The organism is Vibrio sp. B181a (genome assembly GCF_030248375.1).
Classification (GTDB): domain Bacteria; phylum Pseudomonadota; class Gammaproteobacteria; order Enterobacterales; family Vibrionaceae; genus Vibrio; species Vibrio campbellii.
In genome coordinates this window covers 55,245-80,603 of the sequence record NZ_JAHGAD010000009.1, presented here as the reverse complement: position 1 = coordinate 80,603, position 25,359 = coordinate 55,245, and the positions used below count along the sequence as shown (strand labels likewise).

18 protein-coding genes are annotated in these 25,359 nt (G+C 46.4%); 12 read left to right on the top strand and 6 right to left on the bottom strand.

The annotated features are described in order from the left end of the window. The first annotated feature begins 380 nt into the window (after positions 1-380). Positions 381-4,367 carry a pullulanase-type alpha-1,6-glucosidase gene (gene pulA, locus KIO97_RS04205; RefSeq protein ID WP_285381136.1) on the top strand — a complete coding sequence of 1,329 codons (3,987 nt, stop codon included), beginning with the start codon at positions 381-383 and terminating at the stop codon, positions 4,365-4,367. Positions 4,368-4,501: 134 nt separating this feature from the next. Here pulA and KIO97_RS04200 read toward each other — a convergent pair whose 3' ends face one another. The 5 genes from KIO97_RS04200 to lamB form a co-directional block, all read right to left on the bottom strand. Then, positions 4,502-6,121, bottom strand: coding sequence for an endonuclease (locus KIO97_RS04200; protein ID WP_285381134.1), 1,620 nt, complete (start codon positions 6,119-6,121; stop codon positions 4,502-4,504). Positions 6,122-6,465: 344 nt separating this feature from the next. Next, positions 6,466-8,088 (bottom strand): alpha-amylase family glycosyl hydrolase, encoded by a 1,623-nt coding sequence (locus KIO97_RS04195; RefSeq protein WP_285381132.1) that lies wholly within the window; start codon positions 8,086-8,088, stop codon positions 6,466-6,468. Positions 8,089-8,177: 89 nt separating this feature from the next. Continuing rightward, on the bottom strand, positions 8,178-8,696 hold the full coding sequence (locus KIO97_RS04190) for a glycosidase (protein ID WP_285381130.1): 519 nt from the start codon (positions 8,694-8,696) through the stop codon (positions 8,178-8,180). A 164-nt stretch (positions 8,697-8,860) separates the two neighbouring features. Continuing rightward, positions 8,861-9,691 (bottom strand): MalM family protein, encoded by an 831-nt coding sequence (locus tag KIO97_RS04185; protein WP_005429214.1) that lies wholly within the window; start codon positions 9,689-9,691, stop codon positions 8,861-8,863. Between the two features lie 156 nt (positions 9,692-9,847). Further along, positions 9,848-11,032, bottom strand: a complete 1,185-nt coding sequence (gene lamB / locus KIO97_RS04180) for a maltoporin LamB (RefSeq protein ID WP_005429213.1) — start codon at positions 11,030-11,032, stop codon at positions 9,848-9,850. Between the two features lie 444 nt (positions 11,033-11,476). Here lamB and glgX point away from each other — a divergent pair, with 444 nt between their 5' ends. The 11 genes from glgX to KIO97_RS04125 all read left to right on the top strand — a co-directional run bounded on the left by glgX (position 11,477) and on the right by KIO97_RS04125 (position 23,195). Beyond that, complete coding sequence (gene glgX, locus KIO97_RS04175) at positions 11,477-13,444, top strand: glycogen debranching protein GlgX (RefSeq protein WP_285381127.1); 1,968 nt, start codon at positions 11,477-11,479, stop codon at positions 13,442-13,444. A gap of 257 nt (positions 13,445-13,701) precedes the next feature. Continuing rightward, positions 13,702-15,423, top strand: a complete 1,722-nt coding sequence (locus KIO97_RS04170; protein WP_285381363.1) for a diguanylate cyclase domain-containing protein — start codon at positions 13,702-13,704, stop codon at positions 15,421-15,423. 254 nt (positions 15,424-15,677) lie between these two features. Continuing rightward, entirely contained in the window at positions 15,678-15,836 is a 159-nt protein-coding gene (locus KIO97_RS04165) for a hypothetical protein (RefSeq protein ID WP_285381125.1), read from the top strand. Continuing rightward, complete coding sequence (gene cobA / locus KIO97_RS04160) at positions 15,833-16,624, top strand: uroporphyrinogen-III C-methyltransferase (protein WP_038890465.1); 792 nt, start codon at positions 15,833-15,835, stop codon at positions 16,622-16,624. Before KIO97_RS04165 ends, cobA begins: the two co-directional genes overlap by 4 nt. A gap of 25 nt (positions 16,625-16,649) precedes the next feature. Next, entirely contained in the window at positions 16,650-17,678 is a 1,029-nt protein-coding gene (gene asrA, locus KIO97_RS04155) for an anaerobic sulfite reductase subunit AsrA (RefSeq protein WP_285381123.1), read from the top strand. After that, positions 17,678-18,478, top strand: coding sequence for an anaerobic sulfite reductase subunit AsrB (gene asrB, locus KIO97_RS04150; RefSeq protein ID WP_009706541.1), 801 nt, complete (start codon positions 17,678-17,680; stop codon positions 18,476-18,478). Before asrA ends, asrB begins: the two co-directional genes overlap by 1 nt. A 12-nt stretch (positions 18,479-18,490) precedes the next feature. After that, positions 18,491-19,492: a sulfite reductase subunit C gene (gene asrC, locus KIO97_RS04145; protein WP_285381121.1), complete on the top strand. Its 1,002-nt coding sequence runs from the start codon at positions 18,491-18,493 to the stop codon at positions 19,490-19,492. Between the two features lie 7 nt (positions 19,493-19,499). Beyond that, complete coding sequence (cfa, locus tag KIO97_RS04140) at positions 19,500-20,645, top strand: cyclopropane fatty acyl phospholipid synthase (protein WP_285381119.1); 1,146 nt, start codon at positions 19,500-19,502, stop codon at positions 20,643-20,645. Between the two features lie 203 nt (positions 20,646-20,848). Then, positions 20,849-21,196: a hypothetical protein gene (locus KIO97_RS04135; RefSeq protein ID WP_285381118.1), complete on the top strand. Its 348-nt coding sequence runs from the start codon at positions 20,849-20,851 to the stop codon at positions 21,194-21,196. A gap of 188 nt (positions 21,197-21,384) precedes the next feature. Next, on the top strand, positions 21,385-22,014 hold the full coding sequence (locus tag KIO97_RS04130; protein WP_285381116.1) for a recombinase family protein: 630 nt from the start codon (positions 21,385-21,387) through the stop codon (positions 22,012-22,014). After that, a complete protein-coding gene (locus tag KIO97_RS04125; protein WP_285381113.1) occupies positions 22,011-23,195 on the top strand; it encodes a multidrug effflux MFS transporter in 1,185 nt (394 codons plus the stop codon). The genes KIO97_RS04130 and KIO97_RS04125 overlap by 4 nt, the downstream gene beginning before the upstream one ends. A 74-nt stretch (positions 23,196-23,269) precedes the next feature. Here the strand turns inward: KIO97_RS04125 and KIO97_RS04120 are convergent, their stop codons facing one another. Further along, positions 23,270-25,288 (bottom strand): TonB-dependent receptor domain-containing protein, encoded by a 2,019-nt coding sequence (locus tag KIO97_RS04120; protein WP_285381111.1) that lies wholly within the window; start codon positions 25,286-25,288, stop codon positions 23,270-23,272. Positions 25,289-25,359: the final 71 nt, after the last annotated feature.

The window sequence follows — 25,359 nt, the reverse complement described above, 5'->3', positions numbered from 1 at the left end:
ATCTGAAGTTTACTGGTCCCGAATGGTGGCTTTTTCGTTAATATCACTGCTACTTATTTTTAGATAAAAAATAACACCCCAAATTTTATAGAAATGAGTCACAGTTTTGGGGCTTAGATATTCTCATCCCCTATCATCCCCCCTTTCTCCTCCTATAAAAATTTACATCATTAGGCTGTGCTCGATATCTCACTATGCGACAGATTTATTATTTAATTTGTGAACAAAATCTACTGTGATAGAAAATTTTCACTTGTAAAAAACTTAACGGCCTGCTCTCACATTTTGCTGATAGTTCAGTGTATTAGCATCTAGTTGAACATTTCCTTTTCGGCATTTTGCCAACCTATTATCAATTCAATAACAATGGATTTGTAAACGTGGACAATAAAACATTTAAATTATCAGCGATCGCCAAAACCGTTCTGCCTTTGATTTCCGTAGCGGTTATCAGCGGTTGTGGCAGTGATAGCTCTAGCGATGACACACCGAACCCGGGCTCTGGCCTACACCCTGCGGGAGAGAACGAAGTTGTCATCTATTACAAACGTGACGTAGCATCAGCTTCAACAGCAAGCGACTACGAAGGTTGGGGTCTGCACCTTTGGAATGGTGAAGGCTGTACCAGTACTGACCTAGAAGCAATGGGTATTGCTGACGGTGGTACAGACTGGGCATCACCACTTCCATTCGATGGCATCAGCGACACTTACGGTGCGTACTACGTGCTTAAAGTCGATCCAGATGCGTCTGACCCGCACAACTGTATGAACTTCATCCTGCACAAAGGCGACGAAAAAGCCTTCGGCAGCGCAAACTCTAAAGTGGAACTGACCAAGCTAGGTGAATCACAAGGTCTATTCGGCTTCCATGGCAGCAGCGAGCTTTACTACGAGCCAATCGAAGAACGCCCTGTAGACATCGATGGCCAAAAAGCCCATTGGTTAGACGCTGAAACCATCGCTTGGGAAGCGGCAGGTAGTGCTGACTCAATGAAGCTTTACTACAGCTTGACTAATGACATCAAAATGGATGAAGACAAGCAAATTACTGGCGGTACAGCGGTTGAGCTGACAAAAGCTGGCGACTTGTCTGATGAACTAAAAGAGCGCTTCCGTCACCTTGCTAGCCTGCAAGCTGCGGGCATCGACGTGGATGCAGAAACACTTCGTACGATTTTGAAATCACAAATCGTAATGGTCGCTTACAATGCCGATGGCGATGTTACTTCAGCTACTGAAGTACAAAAACCAGGCGTGCTTGATGCCGTATTTGCAGATGAAGATGCAGGTAATGCAATCAGTGAAGAGTTGGGCGCAATTGTTGAAGGTAGCGCGGCAACATTCAAACTTTGGGCACCAACCGCGCAAGACGTTGACCTAGTCGTCTACGATGCGAACTTTGCGGAAGAAGCGACAGTTGCAATGACTGAGAACACAGAAACAGGTATCTGGGAATCGGAAGCGCAAAGCAACGTACTGAACAAGTTCTACCGTTACCAAGTGAAGGTTTACCACCCGACGACTGGTGTTGTTGAAACTCGCCTTGTAACTGACCCTTACTCGCTAAGCTTGTCGCAAAACTCAATGTACTCACAAGTTGTCGATCTAGACAGCGCTGCGTTGAAACCAGCAGAGTGGGATAACTACGACCGCCCAACGGTTGCAAAAGATGAAGACCACGTTCTTTACGAATCACACCTTCGTGACTTCAGCTTTAGCGATACGAAAGGCACGCAATCTCTAAACGGTAAGTACCTAGCACTGACAGAGCCTGAGCGTGAGTCGGTTACTCACCTTCAAGCACTGAAAGACGCAGGTCTAACGACACTTCACATTCTGCCAGCGTTCGATATTGCAACGGTTGACGAAAACGCAGAAAACCGCGTTGATATCACCGATACCGTAGGCAAGCTATGTAGCATCAAACCAGCGGCTTCAATCTGTGAAACAGAAGACGACGCTAAAATCATTGAAGATGTACTAAACAGCTACGATCCAGCAACGGGTGCTGCACAAGCACTGATGAACGATCTACGCATGCTAGACAGCTTCAACTGGGGTTACGACCCATTCCACTACACTGTTCCAGAAGGCAGCTACGCAACCGATCCAAACGGTTCTAAACGTATCCTTGAATTCCGTGAAATGGTTCAAGCGACACACAAAATGGATCTGAAGCTGGTTATGGATGTGGTGTACAACCACACTAACGCATCGGGCGTAAACGAAAAATCTGTCCTAGATAAGATCGTCCCAGGATACTACCACCGTCTAAATGTGAACACGGGTGGCGTTGAGAACTCAACTTGTTGTGACAACACAGCCACTGAGAACTTGATGATGGGTAAACTGATGGTTGACTCATTGCTTGTGTGGGCGGACGACTACAAAGTTGACGGCTTCCGTTTTGACTTGATGGCACACCAACCAAAAGACTTGATGGAGTACGCTCTGGAGCGCGTTAAACAAGTCGATAAAAACACGCTATTCTACGGTGAAGGTTGGGACTTCGGTGAAGTAGCAAACAACGCTCGCTTCGACCAAGCTACACAAATCAACATGGCTGGCACTGGCATCGGTACCTTCTCTGACCGTCTACGTGACGCGGTTCGTGGTGGTAGCCCATTCGATGGCGGTGTGGACTCTGAAGGTAAGCACCCACTTCGCTTTAACCAAGGTTTTGGTAACGCAGGTTACCCGAACGAAGAAACGAAGACAGATGCAGAAGCGGTAAACGGTCGTCTACACAACCAAGACTTAGTACGTCTGGGTATGGCAGGTAACCTAGCAGAATTCGTTCTTCTAGACTTCGAAGGTGAAACTAAACTTGGTAAGAACGTAGACTACAACGGTGCGCCAGCGGGTTACACTAAGATCCCTTCTGAGAACATCTCTTACGTATCTAAGCACGATAACCAAACGCTATGGGACAACAACGCGTACAAGATCGCGACTGGCACTTCATCTGCTGACCGTGCACGTATGCAAACTGTGTCTCTATCTACGGTAATGCTTGGTCAAGGTATCCCGTTCATCCACATGGGTTCTGAGCTACTGCGTTCGAAATCAATGCAGCGTGACTCTTACGATTCAGGTGACTGGTTCAACCGCGTTTACTTCGACGGTAGAGACAACAACTGGAACGTCGGTCTACCTCGTGAAGACAAAGACGGCGCAAACTGGGAGCTGATCAAAACTATCGTTGCTGACAGCACTGCGATGCCAAACACTGACGATATCGAGCTAACTAAGCAACAATTCCTAGAACTACTGACTATTCGTAGCTCAAGCGAACTGTTCCGTTTAGATACTGCTCAAGAAGTCATGAACCGCGTTGACTTCCGCAACGTAGGCAAAGACCAAGTGGAAGGCTTGATCGTCATGTCTATTGATGATGGTGTATCAGCAGGTAACGATCTTGATACCAACTACGATGCAATCGTGGCAGTAGTGAACTCAACATCAGAAACGAAATCGTTCAAAGTTGAAGGTGCAACTGGCTTCGAACTGCATGAAGTTCAAAAAGACTCTGCAGATAGCCGTGTGAAAGGCGCAAGCTTCTCAGGCGAAACCTTTACGGTTCCAGCACTAACAACAGCGGTATTTGTTCAACCACAAAACGGCGCTCAAGGTGCAGGTCTACCAGTAAACACTGACAACAAAGACGTATCGAGCATTCCTCCTTACGGTGAAACAGTCGTTTACGTTAAGGGCACAGTGAACGATTGGTCTGACAACAGCGATTGGGCAATGACCTTCATCGGCAACGGCATGTACTCTGTAACTGGCGTTCTTGAAGCTGGTGAGCACGAGTTCAAATTTGCGGACTCTGGCTGGGCAAATCCAAACATTGGTTGTGATGCGGCGGAGCAAGCGTCTGGTTCACTAGATTTAGGCTCAGAAGGTAACTGTAAGTTGTCAGTTGCTGAAACAGGTAAGTACAACTTCACTCTGAACGCACTACACGCTCAAGATGAAAGCGTAGAAAAGCCTGTTGTATCTGTGACTAAATCAGAGGATGCACCAACGTTCGGCGAAACAGCACTTTACCTACGTGGTGATGTAACCGATGCAAGCTGGGCGGCACTAGAGACAGCAAAATTCAGCTACGTTGCGAATGATGTTTACTCTTTAGACATCGATCTAAAAGCGGGCACATTCGATATGAAAGTAGCGAGCTCTGACTGGGCAGATGCAACCAACTTTGGTGGTCAAGGCGCGATTGAATTTGGCACACCACTGACTATGGAAGCGGGTGGCTCAAGTGGCAACATCAGCATCACACTAGCAGAAGATGGAAACTACAACTTCCACTTCAACGCAGCGGATAAAGCAGCGCCAATCGTGACGGTGACTCAGAACTAAAAACAGTAGGCACAATTACGTGCTAGTTTGGGGAGGGTAAAACCTCCCCTTTTTTTGTGCTTTAACAGACACGAAAAAGCCGCCAAGTTAACGTGTTTAACTTAGGCGGCTTTCGTGTTTTTGATGGTTTAGGATTAATTACCCCAAATCATCTCTATAAACTCAGGGTGATCCACAAACGGGTTGCGGTTACCTTGGAATTCAAACACCGCTTGGTTACGGCTGATCTCTTTCGCGCTGACTGGATCGTTTTTGTGCCAGCGTTTCAACATGTTCAGCATCCATGGTTCAAAGACAGTCGTTTTCGTGCCGTTCAATACCGCGTCAGAGTTGCTAGAGTTGCTTTCCCAGTTGCCGATAACGTTTTCATAGCGCGTCGCCATGTAGAAATACGCACGAGCAAAATCACCTTTGAACTCATCAATAGGCTCAAATACCGTTCCTGAATAGCCCAAAGTAGAGCTTGCTGAACCAACTTTTGAGCCATTGCTTGATACGTAAGTGCTGTTACCCACTTCACCAAATGGCCAGTTGCTGCGCTTCGCATTCACATAGCCATCGGTTGCAAACAAGTGGTGACCATCCGAGTTCATCGGTTCAACCTTGCCACCAAACCAGCTTTTCGGGAACGAGTGCTCACGGTTGTAGCAATCGCCTTCAGTTCTGTATTGACCACATTGGTCGGTGACTTTGGTAAAACTTACTGTATCGCTGCCAGATGGTTTTTCAGAATACATATCGAGAATGGAGCCGTCTTTCTCGTAGTAGTTGTCTATGTCCGCTTCTTTCACTAAGGTCCAAATGGCAGAGTAACCGCGCCCTGTGTGATCCTTGATGATGTTAAACAGCGCTGTTTTCAACTCAAAACCTGTTTTGCCTTCGGCCGCTTTATAATACTCGCCAACCACTGGCGGTGGTGTCGTTGAATCACCAAGGGTGAAGTTCGTGGTTTGCGATTTTGTGAATTCACCGCCAGACGCCAACGTGGTTTGACCGAACACTAAGGTGTATGAACCACTGCCGTTACCGCAACAAATGCCATCACCGTAGCTATCACTGATCGTAAATTGGTAGTCACCATTCGTTAAGCACATGGTTTTTTCGTAGGTTTTCGAAGATTCAAAACCTTGGCCTGTAAACAGAACTTGTGACTGGCTATCTTTCAGTTCCCAGCTGGTTTCTGAGCCATAACTGTCGGTGTTCAATGTCAGTAAAACTTCGTTGTCATTACAGCTTTCTACTGGCGGCTGAGTGCCACCATTTTGGTTTGGCTGAAAGTTATCGACATAAACAACTTCGGAACCATCAAAGCCAGATTCATCGTAAAAGCGTAACCCGACATTGATCGTTTTGTTAGATGATGCAGTGTAGCTATGGGTGATTTGTTGCCACTGATTGGTTTGCTGAGGGTTAGAGTAACCGTGGTATCCATCGACCACCAAACGCGCTTTAACATTACCTTCAGTATGGTAAACCGAGACTGAAAATGGGTAGGTTTTCCCCTGCTCCACATTAATGGTTTGCAAAAAGTCGGTGTTGCTTTGGGTACCTGTATTTACAATCACTTGAGCCGCAAGGCCACCTGAGTTATGCGGATTGCTGGTTGGTGAAACGGCAATGCCAGAATCAATCACAGACCACTGCGCTGGCGCATTCCCATTCCATTGTTCAAAGTCTCCATTCAATACCTCAGCATAGGCGATTGGAGAGCAAATGAGAGGTAAGAGGTAGAGGGTTTTCGTTATGGATTTCATTATAATTTTCCATTAGTTATGTAAATCCCCAAGAAGATAAACATAACAATTACACATGGGTAAGCTTTGAATCACAGTTTGACGTTGCATGAATGTGAATATTCTCATTATCGTGCAGCACATCTCACAAACTGCGTACTGTTTCTTTCACTTCTGCATGGACGGTTGTGCGATAAAAAACAAAGAGATGTAAAGAAACAAGGCGGGACCTCAAAGTGGAATATCGCCATCGATGACTAAAAAGAGCGGCATCTTAGACAAAGCGATGAAAAAAGCCAAGTGCGTTTCTATTGGGGTAGAGAACAACACTTGGCTTGGTATGGGTTATCTTGATCGAGAATGACTTATTGAGTGTTTGGCATCACTTTGAAGAAGCGCCCTTGTAATGATGACATCGGGATCTGGTATTGCCCGTTACTTGGCGTGATTTGTTGGTTAGTGATTAAATCCACCAGCGCTTGATTACTCCCGATTTGTGCTTCTGTCAGCACAATATTGCGGGCACTCTCAAAGGTATTCAAAGCAAATAACACTTGGTCATCGCCAGATACTTTCAAGTCCACATAACTGCCATTGCTTGCTACCAAGTTAGTGCGACTGCCTTGATACAAAGCAGGATGATCTGCGCGCATTGTCATCAATGACTTAACGTAGTTTTTCAGATCAACTTGGTTAGCATCTAAGGTTGCAGTTACGCCTTCAATCTTGGCACTGCTGCGAGCGACATGATCATCACACACGCCACGAACCGCACACGTATTGTTGTCTTCTTTTGCGTCAAAACCATCAACTTGGTCACCGATTTCATCCCCATAATAGAGTGTGATTGGTCCGGTGTAAGCCGCTTGGAATGCAAACGCGGCTTTGTGGCGTTGCCAGTATTCAGCATCGTTCACATCCGCTAATCCGCCTCGTTGCAACAAGTCACCAAAGCGAACTAAATCATGATTGCCAATCATCAAGTTTGGTTGAGCATGAGACGGATATTGATTGTGTGTTCGGTAGCCATTGTCTAACCAATCCACACTACGACCGCCGACACCGCTCTCATTGACAGCCAGTGTTTCCACCACGCGATAGCGCATTGGGAAATCGAATGCCGAGCACAACGCAGGATCGTCAGCCGCGCCGTATGCGTCACTCGCGATTTCTGACTCGCCTTTCCAAATCTCAGCGACCATGTAACCCAGAGGATTCACTTGATCACCTTCCGCGTTGGTGTAAGTCACACTCTGTGAGGCTTCATCCACCGCTTTGCGGATTTGTGTCCATGCGTCGGTTGGGACTTGGTACGCTTGGTCTAAACGCCAACCATCAATTTTTAGCTCTTTGACCCAGTAAGTCGCGACTTCTTTGTAGAAATCCAAACTTGCTGGGTAGTCCACCGGGTTGCTCGAACCAGAAGGTAATAAACCCGATGGAGACGGCTTAATCAACCCTTCTTTGTGATGACCAAACACGCCATCAAAGAAAACATACAAGCCGCGTTTGTGCGCTTCATCAACTAAGGTTCTCGCCGTTTCTAAATCGCCAAAGCGAGGAGCAATCTTAAAATAATCCGTAGCAAAGTAGCCCGTTGCATCCAAACGATCGGCCCAATGATCTTGCCCATCAATGGCTTCCGATTCAAAAACTGGCGTCAACCAAATCGCATTCATGCCCAAGTCTTGGATGTAATCAAGCGAATCAATAATCCCTTGAAGATCACCGTTATGATGGCTGGTGCCGTAACCTGTGCCATGGCCGATATTCGAATCACCATCAACAAAGCTCTCAACCATGATTTGATAAGTGCGAAGCTGATTGCTTTGCTCCATTACATTCGCTTGGCAAGCATAACTTGTATCAGGAAGTGGCGTGCTGCCATTGTCGCTTCCGCCAGAGGAATTACACGCGGATAAAACACCAACCACACTCAAGGCTAAAAGCGATTGGCCAAATAGTTTTTTATATCTTTCGTTGCGCATTAAACTCTTCCAAATAAAATTAACCCCAACATGTTTCCCATGCAAGGGTTAATAAATAAAAAACAAATTTTAAATAACTGAATGGAATATTATTGGCATTTAGAAATCATGATTGAGTAAGGAGAGCCATTATCTTTAAACTCCAAGCTCCACACATATTTCCCTGGTTCTTTAATTTCTAATTTCGTATCCGTACCGTAGCCACCATATGTCAACTCATTTAATTGACCAACCGTTAACTTTTTGCCCTTAGCTGTAAATTGTGGCTTCCATTGTTCAGCGGCGTACTGCATTTTATATTTGCCAGCGACTTCATCGGTAACCACTTGATAAACGTTGTTTCCTTTATAGGTTAACTTACGCTGTACAATATGCTTCCAATCGGCATTGGGGAAGCTACCAACAACAAAGATATCTTTAGACAATGGGCCGGATTCTGCAGAATCCGGCAGAGCACAGTTTGTCATCATATCAAGGTTTACGCTTGTTAATGCCACCGTATTATTTACTTCATCTTGAGCAGTATTTTCTGATGATGTTGACGAGCAAGCAGATAAGATAGAAACAGCAGCCAAGGTGCATGCTGTATTTATAATTAATTGTTTCACGTTATATCCTTATTTTTATTCGACAATGTACTAATTGAATTAGCACTGGATATATTATGAATCGAAATTAATTAAATTTTAAATATTAATAATATAATCTGTGAAAAAGATAACTAAATGTACAATAAAAAAGCCGACTCTATTGGTCGGCTTTTCTAGTTTAATTATTTTGTATTTACTGCTTTAACAAATACTTCTTGCGCACCTTCAATGCCTAACGCTTTTGCTTCATCAAGTAAGCTCAACGCTTTAGGAATATCATCTGCTTTCACTGCTGCTTTAATCGCATTGTGGTAGTAAGTTTGGGTTTCAGGTTGCACTGAGTCGACCGACTTAGCCACAACTGGAGCAGCGACTGGTTCACTATTCGAGGAGCCAATTGAGAAGAAGCTTACGCGGTCAATCGACACTTCAATCTTACCTGTGTCACCGTTTGGTACTGGAATGTCTTTCACTTCTGGCAAGTAGTTGCCTCGAGCTTCAGCGTCCAATCGCGCTGGGTGAATGACATCAGTAAAACCGCCAAGGTCAGACTGGTCAGTGTAAACAATTAGGTAGACAGAATCTAAACCCACAGGTGGGAAGAAGTCTTTTTCAGCGACTAAACGGTTTCCAAGGTGAAGGCGAGGTTTTGTGTACTCAAATTCCGCTTTGCCATAGTTCTCGATCTCTTTACCGTTTTTATCAACGATTATCGCACGTGGTACAAAAGCCGTATCTTCAATCAGACTGGTAATTTTAATCGCGAACTCACCACGGTCTGCAGGCAGCTCGAATACCGCTACACGGCTGTCGATACCCTGATATTTCAACACTTGGCTCTGAGAAGTGATGTCTACAATGGCAGAGCTTGGAAGCTTCATTTTCACCGATTGAAGCTCAGATAGAGCGTCAACTTGCTGTGCTTGAGCAACTTGAACTTGTTCGATAACTTCAGTGGATTGGCAGCCAGCAAGCGCGACGCATCCACTTAACATGAGGGCACGGAAGTACATACTTTTTCCTTCTAGTTATTTTTCTAAAGGTTTTTGCACTAAAGCATCTTAGAGTGACTTTGCTGAAACGTCTAACTTTTCAAAACCCCTTAGAAAAATAGCCGACAGATGTCGGCTATTTAAATAGGACAGCTAGATAACTAAGAGATTACTCGATTACCACCAAGCTTCAGCTTGGATACCGAATACGAAATCTGAGTCACCTTTATCACCGAAGGTTGTACCTTCTTCATCAGTGATGTATGAACCGTATACGCGTAGTTCAGGACGAGCCCAGAAGCTGTCACCCATTGCCCAAGCTTGTGCAACTGTGAATTTGTGAGCACCAAAGTCTTCGCCTTTTTCGTTTTCACCAGCGTTGTAACCCGCTTCGAAAACAGTGCGCATTGTGTCGTTCCACTTGTACATTGGACGAACTACAACAGAGAACTGATCTGAATCACCTTGACCACCAGCGTAGCCAATGTCAGAACCTGCTAGGTAAGCAAGTTGGTGACCCATTTCCCAGCTTTCGCCTAGGTTAATTACACCCCAGTTAAGTAGGCGGTAACCTGTTGCGTCATTTTGAAGGCCAGAGCGATCGTAGTATGTACCTGCGCCCCAGAAGTTAGCAGCTTGAACACCGTAACCTGCAGTACCGTATTGAAGAACAGTTTGGTTGAAACCGATGCTTAGACCCTGGTGTACGATAGCTGTAGCTAGGATACCGTCATCGCCATCAATAGTTTTATCATCTTTCTCTGTAGAGAAGTTGTACGCAGCTGCAAGTTCAAGAGTCGCGTCTTCCCATAGACCGATGTTTGCTAGACGAGCATCAAAGATGTAGCCGCTACCGTTGTCATCTTCACCATCTTGGATAAGAGCTAGAGAAAGCTTTTGGTTACCTACAGAAAGGTTTTCGATACCACCACCAGTACCAGAAGTATTTAGGAAGTAGAAGTCAGTGATGTGGATATCTTTACGTTGGTAGTAAGTTTTACCAGCCCATAGTGTTGCGTCTTTATCAGAAGCGATTAGGCCTTTAGCTTTAACTGCAAATTGTGCAACGTTGAAGTCACCATCTTCCCAGCCAACTGCGCCGTCATTGCCTTGAGCAACCATAGATTCGATGCGCCAAGTTTGGTCGCCTGTTTTTAGATCTTCAGCCAGACCAATCTCGTAGTAGTTGTCGTTTTCGTTACCTAGACGACCAATACCATTCTTCATGAATGATACATCAGCATCACCGTTACCACTGATACCAGTACCAGCACGGAAGTAACCATTAAAGTCCACTGCGAAAGCAGAACCAGCAGCTAAAGTTGCAGCAACAGCAGCAGCAATTACACTTACTTTTTTCATTCTTAACTCCATTAAGGGTATTTATAATTCTGTCTTCCCTTCCCACTCTTTAGGCGAATATAGGCAGTAAAAATGCACCTAAAGAAAGAGAGGTAAGATGGGAACAAGTCCCCGTTTGTTTCAACAGCCTTAAGATTACCCAAGGCGTACAAGGATGACGTCCTCCACCCCAAACTAATTTAGGGGGGATGAGAAGGGATGAGAAAATTTACCGAATGGTGTTTTTACGAGTCAGATCACCAATCTAGGGAGGAATTAGTAAGTTTCTTCAGTTTATGGTCGCTACAAAGTGATAGCCATTTCATATTTTCGTAAAAAATGGGTCGTAGAAAGTAATTTAATTACAGTGATAATTTTCGATGTAAGGTGGTTGACCTTAGTAAGACAAAGTTTTTTACTTATAGTTTCTTAAAGGTAGCAATAAAATTAAAAAAAGATTCGCTGATGACACAACTTCACTCTCGCCCATACCCACTCGGCGCAACTGTGAGTAAAGAAGGTTGTAACTTCTCTATTCACGCTCCGAGTAGTAAAGATATTCAACTTGCGCTATTTGCGGAAGACGGTAGCTACAAGCTGCACGACTTACCTGGCGAATATGCAGGCATTCGCCATACTTTTATCCCTGACATCAAACCGGGGCAAAAGTATGGCTATGTGGTGACGCACAAAGACGAACCTTTGCTGATCTCCGATCCCTACGCAAAGTCGATTGATAAAGCCCTTCACTACCAGCCTCCATTTTCTCCTGCAAAAAGCTTCGATATGCCAAAGTGTGTCGTCATAGAAGACAACTTTGATTGGCAAGACACCGATCATCCGCGCATACCACGCGAAGAGATGGTGCTATTCGAAACCCATGTGAAAGGGTTAACTCAACAGCACCCAGAGGTCGCCAGTGATACCAAAGGCCGTTACTTAGGGTTGTCTTCGCCAGAAATGCTGGCGTTCTACAAACAGCAAAACATCAATACGCTGCAATTGCTACCCGTGGCAGCGTGTATGCATGAGCCTCACTTGCTCAAGATGGATAAAGTGAACTATTGGGGTTACAACCCATACTTGTTCATGGTGCCCGATCCACGTTACGCAGAGAAAGACGCCGTCACCGAACTTAAAACCACCATCCGCGAGCTACATAAACACGGCATTGAGGTGATTCTTGATGTTGTTTACAACCATACAGCCGAGAGCGGAGAAGGCCCAACCATATTTAACTTGAAAGCGCTCGATCCATGCTTCTATATCAAGCACGGTCAGCACTTTGCTAACTTCACTGGTTGCGGAAACACGGTTGATATGACTTACCAACCTGCACTTAACCTCGTTATGGATACGCTGCGTTACTGGGTGAGTGAATTTAAAGTCGATGGCTTCCGTTTCGACTTAGCAGCGACGTTGGGTCGTCAAGGCGATGATTACAACCCAGAAGCAGCGTTCTTTAAAGCGGTCGCGCAAGACCCCATTCTTCGCGAAACCAAACTGATCGCTGAGCCTTGGGACATTGGCCCTAACGGCTACCAAGTGGGTAACTTCCCATTTGGTTGGAACGAATGTAATGACAAACTGCGCGACATCTCTCGCAGCTTCTGGCGGGGTGATCAAGGCTATCTGAAAGAGTTTGCGACTCGCTTGATGGGCTCTCGTGATATCTACAGCGCAGCGAACTGGCCTTATAAACTCACAGTCAACTACATCACGTATCATGACGGCTTCACCTTGCAAGACTTGGTGTCTTACAAACAGAAGCACAACGAGGCGAACGGTGAAGAGAACCGCGACGGCCACGGTGACAACCGCTCGGAAAACTATGGCGTTGAAGGTGAAACAGAGAACCTTATGATCATCGCCACACGCGAAAAGCAAAAGCGTAACTTGATTGCTAGCTTGCTATTCGCGTTCGGTATACCTCATATCCTGACTGCAGACGTGCTATCTCATACTCAAGGTGGTAACAATAATGCTTACTGTCAGGATAACGAAACCAGCTGGTTGAACTGGACAACGTCTGAGCGCAAGCAAGATTTCAAAGCGTGGATTTCACAAATGGTGGCAAACCGTAATCAATATATGGTGCCATTCGTTCGTGCTTTTAGTGGTGAAAATCGTAATAACAACCGCATCTTCTGGCGTCGCATTGATGGTAGCTTGATGGAACACGACGATTGGAACCGTTTAAGCTCGGTAGCGCTGCATCTAGGAATTGGCAAAGAAGGGCAAGAGTTGGTTTACTTGATCAACCAAACCAACGCGCCAGCGCGTTTCAAGCTGCCAAGTGAGCGTGGTCAAGAGTGGGTAACGGTGTGCGATACCAATGTACGCAACCTAAACCCAGGTCATGCAGAGGGCGAGGTACTGCTTTCTCCGACTTCGATGGCCATTTTACATTATCAGCCAACTAAAAAAGCTTAGCTGACCCAAACCGCAGCTTATTCCTACAAACTCTGACAAACCCAGCAACACGCTGGGTTTGTTTTATCGACATTTCGAGTAGAGATCCATCAACTAGGCCAAATGGCACACCATACGCATTGATACGCAAATGAAACTAATCTAATATTGCCATCCAAATCACATTTATAATATCTACAACGTAATTTGGCATCATGGCTTTACCTAAATTCTTAATCCGCATTCTGCGGCCTTACCTGTTACTCCTCGCAGGTTTTATGGTCTATCTGGCCTATGCTCAGTTAGTCGATTCTGAGTCGATGGTTTATCGGCAATCTCAAACCAATATCATCACCGCAGAGCGGCTGATCCACTCTCAAATCGAAGCCGCTTTCAGCAAATTTTACCTATTAGAAACCGCGCTAAAAGCCAGCAAACAAGATCTCAATGATCCTGACTTCCGTGAGCTAAGCCAAGGCATCATCGACTACTCGCCGCAGTACTCCAACATTCTCTACACCACGAAAGATAGCAACATGGCTTATGGTCTTTCTGGTCAAATAAAACAAGCAGATACCAGCAAGATCTTATGGCACAAGCTGGATACCGTCAGCGACAAATTCTCTATCTCTTCGTTATATCAAAACCCGCAGCAGCACTGGGTCTTCGCGATAAAGCACGATAACCCAGACCTTAAATACCAACTTTGGCTGGAGTTCGATCTTCTCCACACCACTCAGCAATTACGTGGCCTTAAAACTTTGAACAAAGGTTATGTGTTCGTGGTAGACAGAGACACCGAGCGCTTAGTATTTCATCCTGACCCAAGTCGAATTGGTGACCCTTCAGTAAGCTATCATGGCGGTATCAGTGACAAAGTTGCAACGGGGCTGCTGTTTGGTAAACACGAGTACTATTACCAAGATAACTTTAAGATCTCGGTCTTCGATGCAGACAACGGCTTGAACTGGGTGTTTGTTGCAGGGACAGACCGTGCCGATATCCTCAACAGCAGCTATCCATTTACCCTTACCGCAGGCGTGATTGCTTCCCTGTTGGCACTCGCCATTGGCATTAACTATCTAACCTATCAACTGCATTTGTCACTCGCGCGCTTAAATGGCACAGACAACGTGGGCGACTTTAAAACCCAACTTAAGCGTGTATTAGATCGTTTCTGCTTCCACAAAGGCATACAGTTCTGTGTCTACGACAGCTTAAATCACAGCTTCTACACCCTTGATTACCATGGCAACAAGAAGCTCGTTTTAACCGACGCTAAACTTGCGGCGCGTTTCTCCCCAATTGCTTTGACATACCGCAGTAAGAAGTACGGCGACGAGCTGACGAAAAAGCTCAAGATCAACAGTAATCACTACTGCATTCCTTTATTTGATGGGCGAGAGCTGCTTGGCGTGACTTACGTCAGTTGCCGATTCCCAACCTACAAATGCGTGCTCAGTTTGATTCAGAACTACGCCCAAGTTGCGTTGGCAAACCTGAAATTGCATGACCGTTTGCGCCATCAAGATCCAATGACGCAACTCGAAAACAAAGCGTGCTTAGCAGCAAAAGTGTCGAGAGAGCTTCATTCAGAGAACCGTTTTATCGCGATGGTCGATATTGATAACTTCAAATACATCAACGATAAATTCGGCCACCCAGTCGGTGATTTAGTCATCCAAAAAACCGCTGAAGTGATGCGCGACTGTTTCCCTAAACCAAAAGGGATTTGTTTAGCGCGCTATGGCGGTGAAGAGTTTGCCATCGTGTTCCAAGCCAGTGACGAGTTTGATGCCAAACATCAGCTTGATAACTTCCTAACAGCGTTGCAAAGAAGCCATCTCACATTAGGTTGTGGCGATGTGCGATTTACGGCAAGTGTTGGGTTTACGCCATTAGAAACCAGCTATCACCATGTAGTGGAGCAAGCTGACAAAGCACTTTATCAAGCAAAAAGATTGGGCAAGAATCGCGTCTGCCACCTCAAAGCGGCATAGCGAATTTCTTACGAAAAAAGACAAAGCCAGAGCAAACATCGCTCTGGCTTTTTTATATTTATTACAGTCAGTTAATTCACAAGGCCTGACACTCCTCCTCCCCTTTACTCCGTATTTTCATCACCTCAAATTACCCCCTTAAACACCCTCTCGTTAATCAGTTCTGAACAGGTGTTTATTTTTCTTTGATTTAACTTAACAGCTCTCATCAATAACCTTAAATGCATCAGGGGATTGCACGAAGCCAATTGAAAATGAAAGAACTGGACGATTACGTAGAGCAGATAAATTTAGACCTAAGTAACGAGATGTTAGAAGAACTAGGTTGGGTCAGCGATAACGTTCATCAGGTTCTTTATTGGGTTATTGCCGCCATCCTATTCGTTGTATTGATTTGGGGTATTTTCTCATGAAGGCATCCAATCCATCTTATGGTCAGGTTTATTTGGTTGGAGCAGGTACAGGCGATGCGTCGCTGCTCACCATTAAAGCATTTCGTCTGCTTAATCGCGTTGATGTTGTGCTCTATGACCATCTGGTTTCGGAAGAAGTCTTGGATGTGATTCCACGAAAAACCCTAAAGATCTGCGTGGGTAAACACTACGGTAAGTGTTCGCAAACTCAGGCAGAAATCAACGAAATGATGAAGGGCTACGCAATCACAGGTCTCACGGTATGTCGCTTAAAAGCGGGCGACCCGTTTGTATTTGGTCGAGGCGGTGAGGAAGCGACCTATTTAACACAGCAAGGCATCAACTATGAGGTTGTACCGGGTGTAACTGCGGCACTTGGATGCTGCGCTTACGCGGGGATACCGGTCACTCATAGACAAGTTTCGAGGGGTGTCACCTTGGTAACGGGACGAAACTGTAATGATGCTAGCGAACCTAATTGGAGCGCACTTGCCGCTATCGACCACACCCTAATTTTCTACATGGGGCTACACAAAGCAGAAGCGATCGCAGACAACCTTATTGCTCACGGTCTCGCGCCAGATACACCTTGCGCTATCGTCAGCAATGGAACACGAGAAAATCAAAACAAGATCGTTACTACCTTAGCCGGACTGTATGAAACCTGCAAAACGCAAAAACCACCACTGCCAGCAATCATAGTGGTCGGAGACGTGGTTTCCCTTTCGCAGTCACTGGAATGGTTTGAGTCCACCGCCGAGCCCTGTTTAGAACGCACGATTCATTAGTTTTTGAAAATAACGAGATAGAACAATGCCTAAGTTTTTAACTACTCAGCAAATGGGTTCGGCGATCGAGGCGTTACGTCAGAGCTATAAGGTGATGGCGCCCGTCTATGAAGAATACGCAGGTCGTTTTGCCCATACCCCAAATTTGGATTACCAAGAACTCGAACGTTACGACCAACTGGAGTGGAAAGAGAAAAGCCATTTTTCACCCAAAGAGATCGTCTTTCCGATAACGGAAATTCTGTTTTGGTTTAACGCCGACGAGTTGCGAGAATCCAGCGTCGATGCGCGTCCTGTGTTTCTGTTTCTCAGAGCTTGTGACATCAATGCGCTCAAAAGCCTTGATTACATGTTTTTAGAAAACGGCGGTCACGAAGACTTCTACTACAAACGTCTGCGCCAGAAACTCAAACTCGTGCTGATTGAGTGCAGCGAAAGTTTCGAAAATTGCTTTTGTGTTTCTATGGGGACCAACAAAACCGATAACTTCGCCGCTTCAGTGCAATTTAGTGACCACGGCGCCATTGTCACTATTAAAGATCCAGAGCTAGCGCCCTACTTTTCACAAGGCAAAGACGTTGAGCACAGTGTCAGCTTCGTCAAGTCCAATCCGGTCAAAGTCCGCACGCCAGATTCGGTTTGCGATGACCCAACGAAAATACGTGAAGTCTTGCTCAGCCATCCGGTATGGTCAGAATACGATTCACGCTGCATTGGTTGCGGTCGCTGCACTTCCTCATGCCCGACTTGTGCCTGCTTCAACGTGTTTGATGTGGTTTACAACCAAGAAGCCAAAGTGGGTGAACGTCGCCGCCAACACGCCAGTTGCATGATTGATGGCTTCTCGGATATGGCTGGCGGTCACAGCTTCCGTCATAAAACCGGAGAGCGCTTACGTTATCGCGCCTTGCATAAGGTCAACGACTTTAAGTCTCGCCAAGGCGAACACCATATGTGTGTCGGATGTGGACGCTGCGACGACCGATGCCCTCACTACATCTCATTTAGCAACATCATCAACAAGATGACATCGATTGTAGAGGAGGCGCTCTAATGTGCGATTGTGAAAACAAAATGCTGCCGCAAAGCTACCCGATTATTCATATCGAAAAGCACACAGAACTGGAATGGAATTTTCGCGTTGCGTGCGACTTTCCGGTGCACTACGGACAATTTGTCGAAGTAGGTTTATCCCTTGTGGGCGAAGCTCCTATTTCCGTCTCCGATTACGGCTTAGGTTACGTCGACTTGCTGATACGTAATGTCGGCAAGGTAACTAGCGAGCTGTTCCAATTAAACGCCAGTGATCGCGTGATGATGCGCGGCGCAATGGGCAACGGCTACCCGATGGAAGCATACCAAGATAAACATCTCATTGTGGTCGCGGGCGGCACTGGCGTTGCTCCTGTTAAAGGGCTGATTAACTACTTTCACAACAACCCAAGTGATGTGAAAAAGATGTCTTTGATCCTCGGATTCAAAAACCAAGATGCCGTGTTGTACAAAAACGACTTGCTGAATTGGTCTTACTCCAATCACGTCATCACCACCTTGGATGACGGTGGCGACGAACACTTCTATGAAAGCGGCTTAGTCACCGAGCACATCAGCAAGCTTGATCTCTCTGACAAGGAAAACATCCGCGTCATCGTAGTGGGTCCACCAATCATGATTAAGTTCGTCGTGCAAGACTTCTTATCCAGAGGCATTCAAGAAGATCAGATTTGGGTCGACTACGAACGCAGAATGGCCTGCTCAGTTGGTAAATGCGGTCACTGCCGAATTGGTGACAAATACGTGTGCTTGGATGGTCCGGTTTTCCGTTATGACCACGCCAGAACCATGATCGATTAGGAGGGAATCACAATGACGACGGACGTAGATATCATCAAAATGCGCGCCAATGGCGATTACCGCCTATCGAAAGTGCGTGGCGAGTGCATGATCAGCGTGCGCATTCCGGGGGGCATTATGCCCGCATACTTACTCGGTGCTGCGCAAGAGATCGCCGAAAAGTGGGGCAATGGTGTTATTCACCTCACCACGCGACAAAAACTGGCGATGCCCGGGATTCGCTATGAAGATATTCCAGAGGTCAACAAAGCGCTTGAACCCTTCATCAAAGACATCACCGTCGATACGTGCGGCATTGATGTCGAAGACACACAAGCAGGTTATCAGTCGATCGGTGGACGTAATATCGTCGCGTGTCAGGGCAGCCGAATCTGCCAGAAGGCCAATACCGATACCACTGGCTTGGCGCAACGAATGGAGCGTCACGTTTACCCAAGCAAATACCATTTAAAAATAGTCATGGCAGGTTGTCCGAACGACTGTGCCAAAGCCAATATGGCGGATTTTGGCATCTTAGGTATCGCCAAGATTAATTTCGAAAGTCATCGCTGTATTGGTTGCGGCGCCTGCGTCAAAGCTTGTGCGCACCACGCAGTAGATTGCTTGTCACTCAAAGACGGTAAAGCGGTGAAGGAAGAAAGCAAATGCATTGGCTGCGGCGAATGCGTACTTGCTTGTCCGACATTGGCTTGGCGTCGAGATCCAAAACAATTCTATATGGTCAAGCTGGGCGGTCGAACTTCGAAGAAGACCCCTCGCGTTGGCAAGATGTTCCTCAATTGGGTAACGGAAGACGTCCTACACCCTGTCATCGACAATCTGTTCGAATTTGAAAAAGAGATGTTGGGCGGTAAGCCGATTTACCTCCACATGGGACATCTGATTGATAAAGGCGGCTACTTGCGTTTTAGAGAGCGCGTCTTAGATGGCGTTAGCCTAAATCCGGAAGCCAAAGTCGCCGAACGTATGTATTGGGCAGAAGATGAATACGTAGCGAACATGCACGTGAAATAGGCATAGTATGAACAAACTAGAAGAAATGTTTAAAGAGGCGTTAGCCCCAGCAGGCATCACCATCAATGGCTCTAAACCATGGGATATCCAAGTGTTTAACCCAAAAGTGTATGAGCTTGTGATGCAGTCAGGCTCCTTGGGTTTAGGGGAAGCGTACATGTCCAAGATGTGGGATTGCAGCCGCCTGGATCAGTTCTTTGAACGCGTACTTTTAAACGATATTGAAGGCAAACTAGGACTGGCTGAAAAGCTCAAGTTCGCCTCTTCCGCTGCGAAATTAAAACTGAAAAGCTGGGTTAACCCGCAGAGCATTGAGCGCTGTAAATTCGATGTACCGCACCATTACGACATCGGCAATAAGCTTTACCAAAAGATGCTCGATTCACGCATGACCTACACCTGTGGGTATTGGAATCGAGCTGCAACGCTGGACGAAGCACAAGAGCACAAGATGGATTTAATTTGCCACAAGCTCGATCTGCAACCGGGAATGCGTATCCTCGATATTGGCTGTGGTTGGGGCAGCTTTATGATTTACGCAGCGAAGAAGTATGGCGTAATTTGTGATGGTCTGACTCTATCCAAAGAGCAGAAGAAGCTCGGCAGCAAACTGGCGATAGAAAATGGCGTCGTCGCAAACTTCATTTTGAAGGACTACCGCGAGTTCAAACCCACCGTGCAATACGATCGCCTAGTGTCTATCGGTATGATCGAACACGTGGGACCGAAGAACTACGCGGAATACTTCGAGTGCGCAGAGCGCTTCATGAAAGACGATGGCGTGTTCTTGCTACACACCATTGGTTCACACCACAGCACTACCGCATCGGACCCGTGGATCTCGAAATACATCTTCCCAAATGGTGTCATTCCATCGATGAAGAACCTCGCAGAGGCGATGGAAGATCGATTCAACATCGAAGATGTGCACAACTTCGGTGAAGACTACGACAAAACCCTGATGTGCTGGTTCTCCAACTTCCAACACTCTTGGAATCAGATCAAAGGCGATTACAGTGAAGATTTCTACCGCATGTGGAAATACTACTTACTCAGTTGTGCTGGCGCCTTTCGCTCACGAGATTTGAGTTTATGGCAACTCGCCCTAACTAAGATTGGTCGCCGCCGTCCACTGACCGTACGTTCCATGTAAGCAATCTGCCTCCAGATTGTGTTTTGAGCATCTTCGTTTGGCTCCTAGCCAGAATGGGCGGTTTCATTCTGGCTTTTTTTACTGTTTCCCGCTCCCTCCCAAAGGCCGAAAAATCTCACTTAGGGGGCTTTTAAAGGGACTCTCCTCGTAAAACCTAATACTTAGTAACGCCTAGTGTTACTTTTAGTCTTGTGCGCTATGACTTGTTCAGCATTGATGGTCGTACTGCGCACGCTCAGGCAATCTTCCTCTCAACCAAAGCTCATCCCAACAAACAAAACCAGAGCCAAGATACCATTTTGAGAGTCAGCACTATGAAAGCCATCAAATCAATCATCATCGCACTACTGTTTACATCGACACTTTCTGGGTGCGTTTCAACGCCCGGTCACTATCGTTTGGCACCCAACGTTCGTCCTACTTTGATGAATGCCAATATTAACGTTCAACCACTGGTCAATACCGCAGTCTCCGTTGGCAAAGTCGTACTGCCTTATGCGATATCAGCGGGACACGCTTACGTTAATACGCCTTATTTCCTATTGCGATAAACCTGCCAAACCCATTCAATTCCCAAAAAACTAGCCAATTTCTTCGGCTGGTTTTCATTTATGTATCATAGAGATAAAAAATCATTACCTTACATATGGTTCATTTGGTGTTGTAAGAATTAATGAACCAATGTATATTTATGAACCATTACAGTATATGAGCCATTCATAAGAGGCACTTTACGACCATGAATACCTTTATCTATACGCGCCGCTCACCCAAAAACCAAGCTTATCCCGAGCAACTTGAAGCCCTGAAATCCAGTGCTCCAGAGGCGGCAATCCTTGAAGACAAAGTACGCGGCTGCACGCCACCAGCCGAGCGACAAGCCTTTCAACAGCTCTTAAACACCGTGCAAACCGGCGACACCGTTGTACTTTGGTGGCTAACCGCCTTTGGCCGAGACTTCAGCCAAGCATTGAGCACAATTCAGACACTGCTTGATAAAGGCGTCACCCTCAAAACCGTTTGTGAGCCACTAACATTTGAGCCAGATTCAGTTCAAACCCAAACATTACTCTCTCTGCTTTCTGGTTATGGGCAAGTACAAACTCAACACCGTCTATTTGCCGCAGCACAAGGCCGTAAAGCAATTAAAGACAACCCTGAGATGTGGAAACAGAAGTTTCGTGGTCGTCCGGCAGACAAAGCAAAACATCAGCACATTGCGACCTTGCTTCTGGAAGGAAACACACTACAGAGCGTGGCTAAGCAATGTGAAGTCAGCCTATCCACAGTCAAACGTGTGAAAGCCAAACTGAATGATTTTGATGAAGAAGGAAGCTTGCGTCGCCGTGGTGATGGTGAAAAATCATGAGTCGACCATTCGAATTTAAAACCATCTTGCTGGCGTGTCTTATCATCAGTGTTGGTCAGCTCAGCATGGGCTTGGTGTTCCCTTCCCTGCCTTGGATCGCGAAAGATTTCGAAATTTCCCTCGACCAAGCTCAGCTGTTAGTCAGTGTTTACTTGCTAGGTTTTGGGCCTTCACAGTTTATCTATGGTCCAGTATCCGATGCATTGGGCCGCAAAAAGGTGCTGTTGGCTGGCTTGTTGATTGCCATGCTCGGCCTATTGATGATCATCTTCCTAAGCCACACTTTCACTGGCATGGTGGCGGGACGTTTTCTGCAAGGATTAGGGACTGGCTGCTGTGCGGTGCTGGCCCGTGCGTCAACTCGTGACCGCTTCAATGGTACAGACCTGCCAATCGCACTGTCCTACATTGCGATGGCTGCTTCGATCACACCATTGGTTGCACCTGTTATTGGTGGTTTCATTAACGCCCACTTCGGCTGGACCATGGTGTTTATTTCATTATTGGGTTACGTATCGCTGGCTTGGGTTGTAATTGTCGTGCGCTTTAAAGAAACCGTTACACAAACCTCAGCACTGCCCTCACCAAAGAAAATGCTGCTGCAATATCGTGATCTACTGACATCTCGTTACTTTATGAGCTTTGCCAGTATTGGTTGGCTTAACTTCAGCTTGATGATCACCACCGTTTCGGTGATGCCTTTTGTCATGCAAAACCAAATTGGCATGACATCCGATCAATACGCGATGTGGGCACTGATTCCGGCGTTTGGCATGATCTGCGGAACCAGTATCTGTAACCGTGTGCGCCCAATCATCGGCACGAAGAAGATGCTATTGGTCACACCTATCCTACACGTAAGTTCCGCAGTGTGGCTGTTCTTTTGCCCGGTCGAGCCGCTGTATTTGATGCTTGGCCAACTGCTGATGATTTTAGGCAATGCTATCGCTCTACCTTGTGCTCAAGCCATGGTAATGCAACCCTATAAGAAACAAGCGGGGGCAGCTGCAGCGATGTCGGGCGGCGGCCAAATGGTGGTGTCATCCATTGTGAGTATGGCATTGGTGCAGCTCGGATTAAGCCAAGCGTGGCATCTGTCATTAGTGATCGTGGTCTTCGCGCTCATTACACTAACCAATGTTTTGCGAGGCTTTGCCACTGAGCAACCTTCAGAGCAATAATCAGCAAGATAAACAAAAAGGCGTTACAGAGATTACTGCAACGCCTTATCTTCAAATTAATATCCTACCAAAGCTTAGAAATCCGCCGTCATACCAACATAGTAAGTACGCGGTGCTTCAACATAACCGATGTTTTCTAGCTCTCTTGATACGCTTTCATCGGTTAGGTTGGTGATACCCGCACGAATGCGTAGTGCATCGTTCACATGGTAAACCGTACCTAAATCCATCGTGGTGTAAGCGTCTTGCGTTAGCTGAGAATCAATCTTACGGTCGCCACGGTAGCGTGCGCTGGCAAACAGGTTCAAATCTTGAGTTGGGTACCAGTTTAGGCGCGCAAATGCAGAGTGCTTGTAACGCTCGTTCAGCTCTTCACCTGTCGACTTATCTTCTGTGTCCAAGTAAGTGTAGTTACCCGACATTGCCCACTGCTCATTGAACTGAATACTACCGGTTAGCTCCACACCTTGAATAACGGCTTTCGATACGTTTTGGTAAGACTTGTATGGGTTAGACAGTTCACGATCGATTGGGTCGCCATTGTCATCAATACAGCTCATTACTGCACTCGACCACGTACCCACTTCACAAGAGATATCCGTTTGTTCGATTAAGTTTTCGATTTCATTACGGAATACCGCACCTTCTAGGTTCCAGTTACGACCGCTGTATAATGCCGAGAACTCATAGTTAACGCTGGTTTCTGCTTCCAGATCTTCGTTACCTACGATGTTACAGTTGCCCTTACAGCTGTTCATCGAGAAGTCCGGATGGTTTTGCGTCATGGTTGGTGCTTTAAACGCTTTACCCACGCCGCCTTTCAGTACCAAATCATCCGTTGTTTGATGTACTAGGTACACACGCGGACTGAACTCTTCGCCGTAGTGCTCGTGCTTATCGAGACGGCCGCCAATCGTTGCCATCAGCGTATCGGTCATTTCCCATTGGTCTTGAACGAATACGGCACCTTGGTATGCCTCTGCTTTGTTGCCCTTGATATGCTCTGGGTTAGTCAGCTGGCTAGTTTGGTAATCCACACCAAAGGTTACCGTGTGGCTATCGCCGAGGTCCGTCGAGGCTGATGCTTCAAAGATTTGTGTCAGCTCTTCAATCGAATCTGCGCCATTGTTCGCCGCTTCAATGTTCTCCACATTTTCACGTGAGTAACGAACTTGCGTATCACCCCAAGACCAAAAACCGGTGTGTGATAGCGCTTGGCTGTTACGTTTAACGCGAGATTCAGAGAATAGAATCGTTGTGCCACTTTCTGCTGCGGTATCGCGCTCGTCGTCACTGTAACCAAGGTCAAGATCGATAAATTGGTTTTCCGCAAGGTGCCAAGAAAGCGTACCAAACAACGCTAAGCTGTCACGACCTTCTAGTGCCGTTACCTCTTCGCGATCGATACCACCTTTCTCACCAGAATATGGTTGCCATGCGTTACGGCTCGTTTGAGATGTAGAGAAGCGTGCGAATAGCTTGTCGTCAATCAATGCGCCAGACGTTGTTAGACCCACTGTGTATTCTTGACCACCATTGCCATCGTTTGGCGTGGTGTTGTCTAGGCTGAGTTGCGAGCTCCAATCGTTGCTTGGTGACTTAGTGATGATGTTGATCGTACCGCCCATACCGTCAGAGCCGTAAAGCGCCGACATAGGACCACGGATGATCTCCACACGCTCAATTGAATCCATTGGGATCGCAGAAAGATCGAAGTCGTTACCACGTACGATCGCACTCGCCGAACTCATGCGACGACCATTCACCATAATCAGTGTGTACTTAGAATCCATACCGCGGATAGAAATTTGCTGGCGACCCGCACGCGTACTGTCGAAATCAGATTCCACACTGGTCGCGTTAGACACGATATCTGCCAACGTAACACCCGGATCGTTTTCGATATCTTCAGCGGTGATCACCGACATAGAAGCTGGAGCGTCTTTCAGCTCCATCTGGGTGCGGGTTGCTGTTACAACAAGCTGCTCATCGGTTTCGATTGGCGTTGTATCAGCAAAGACGGGAAAAGAGGTACATAGCGCACCGATCACCACTGCTAATGGTTTTGGCGCAAACGGAGTCGTCTTCGACATGGTAAAAACCTATAAACTTTTAATGGAACTTATAATGATAATGGTTCGCATTAAATAGCCTTTATTTGGCG

Coding starts and splice junctions, on each gene's coding strand:
- KIO97_RS04200 (WP_285381134.1), bottom strand. CDS start 6,121: ATGAAATCCATAACGAAAACCCTCTACCTCTTACCTCTCATTTGCTCT.
- KIO97_RS04130 (WP_285381116.1), top strand. CDS start 21,385: ATGAATACCTTTATCTATACGCGCCGCTCACCCAAAAACCAAGCTTAT.
- asrB (WP_009706541.1), top strand. CDS start 17,678: ATGTGCGATTGTGAAAACAAAATGCTGCCGCAAAGCTACCCGATTATT.
- cfa (WP_285381119.1), top strand. CDS start 19,500: ATGAACAAACTAGAAGAAATGTTTAAAGAGGCGTTAGCCCCAGCAGGC.
- KIO97_RS04170 (WP_285381363.1), top strand. CDS start 13,702: ATGGTCTATCTGGCCTATGCTCAGTTAGTCGATTCTGAGTCGATGGTT.
- asrC (WP_285381121.1), top strand. CDS start 18,491: ATGACGACGGACGTAGATATCATCAAAATGCGCGCCAATGGCGATTAC.
- KIO97_RS04195 (WP_285381132.1), bottom strand. CDS start 8,088: ATGCGCAACGAAAGATATAAAAAACTATTTGGCCAATCGCTTTTAGCC.
- KIO97_RS04125 (WP_285381113.1), top strand. CDS start 22,011: ATGAGTCGACCATTCGAATTTAAAACCATCTTGCTGGCGTGTCTTATC.
- asrA (WP_285381123.1), top strand. CDS start 16,650: ATGCCTAAGTTTTTAACTACTCAGCAAATGGGTTCGGCGATCGAGGCG.
- glgX (WP_285381127.1), top strand. CDS start 11,477: ATGACACAACTTCACTCTCGCCCATACCCACTCGGCGCAACTGTGAGT.
- KIO97_RS04185 (WP_005429214.1), bottom strand. CDS start 9,691: ATGTACTTCCGTGCCCTCATGTTAAGTGGATGCGTCGCGCTTGCTGGC.
- lamB (WP_005429213.1), bottom strand. CDS start 11,032: ATGAAAAAAGTAAGTGTAATTGCTGCTGCTGTTGCTGCAACTTTAGCT.
- cobA (WP_038890465.1), top strand. CDS start 15,833: ATGAAGGCATCCAATCCATCTTATGGTCAGGTTTATTTGGTTGGAGCA.
- KIO97_RS04120 (WP_285381111.1), bottom strand. CDS start 25,288: ATGTCGAAGACGACTCCGTTTGCGCCAAAACCATTAGCAGTGGTGATC.
- KIO97_RS04165 (WP_285381125.1), top strand. CDS start 15,678: ATGAAAGAACTGGACGATTACGTAGAGCAGATAAATTTAGACCTAAGT.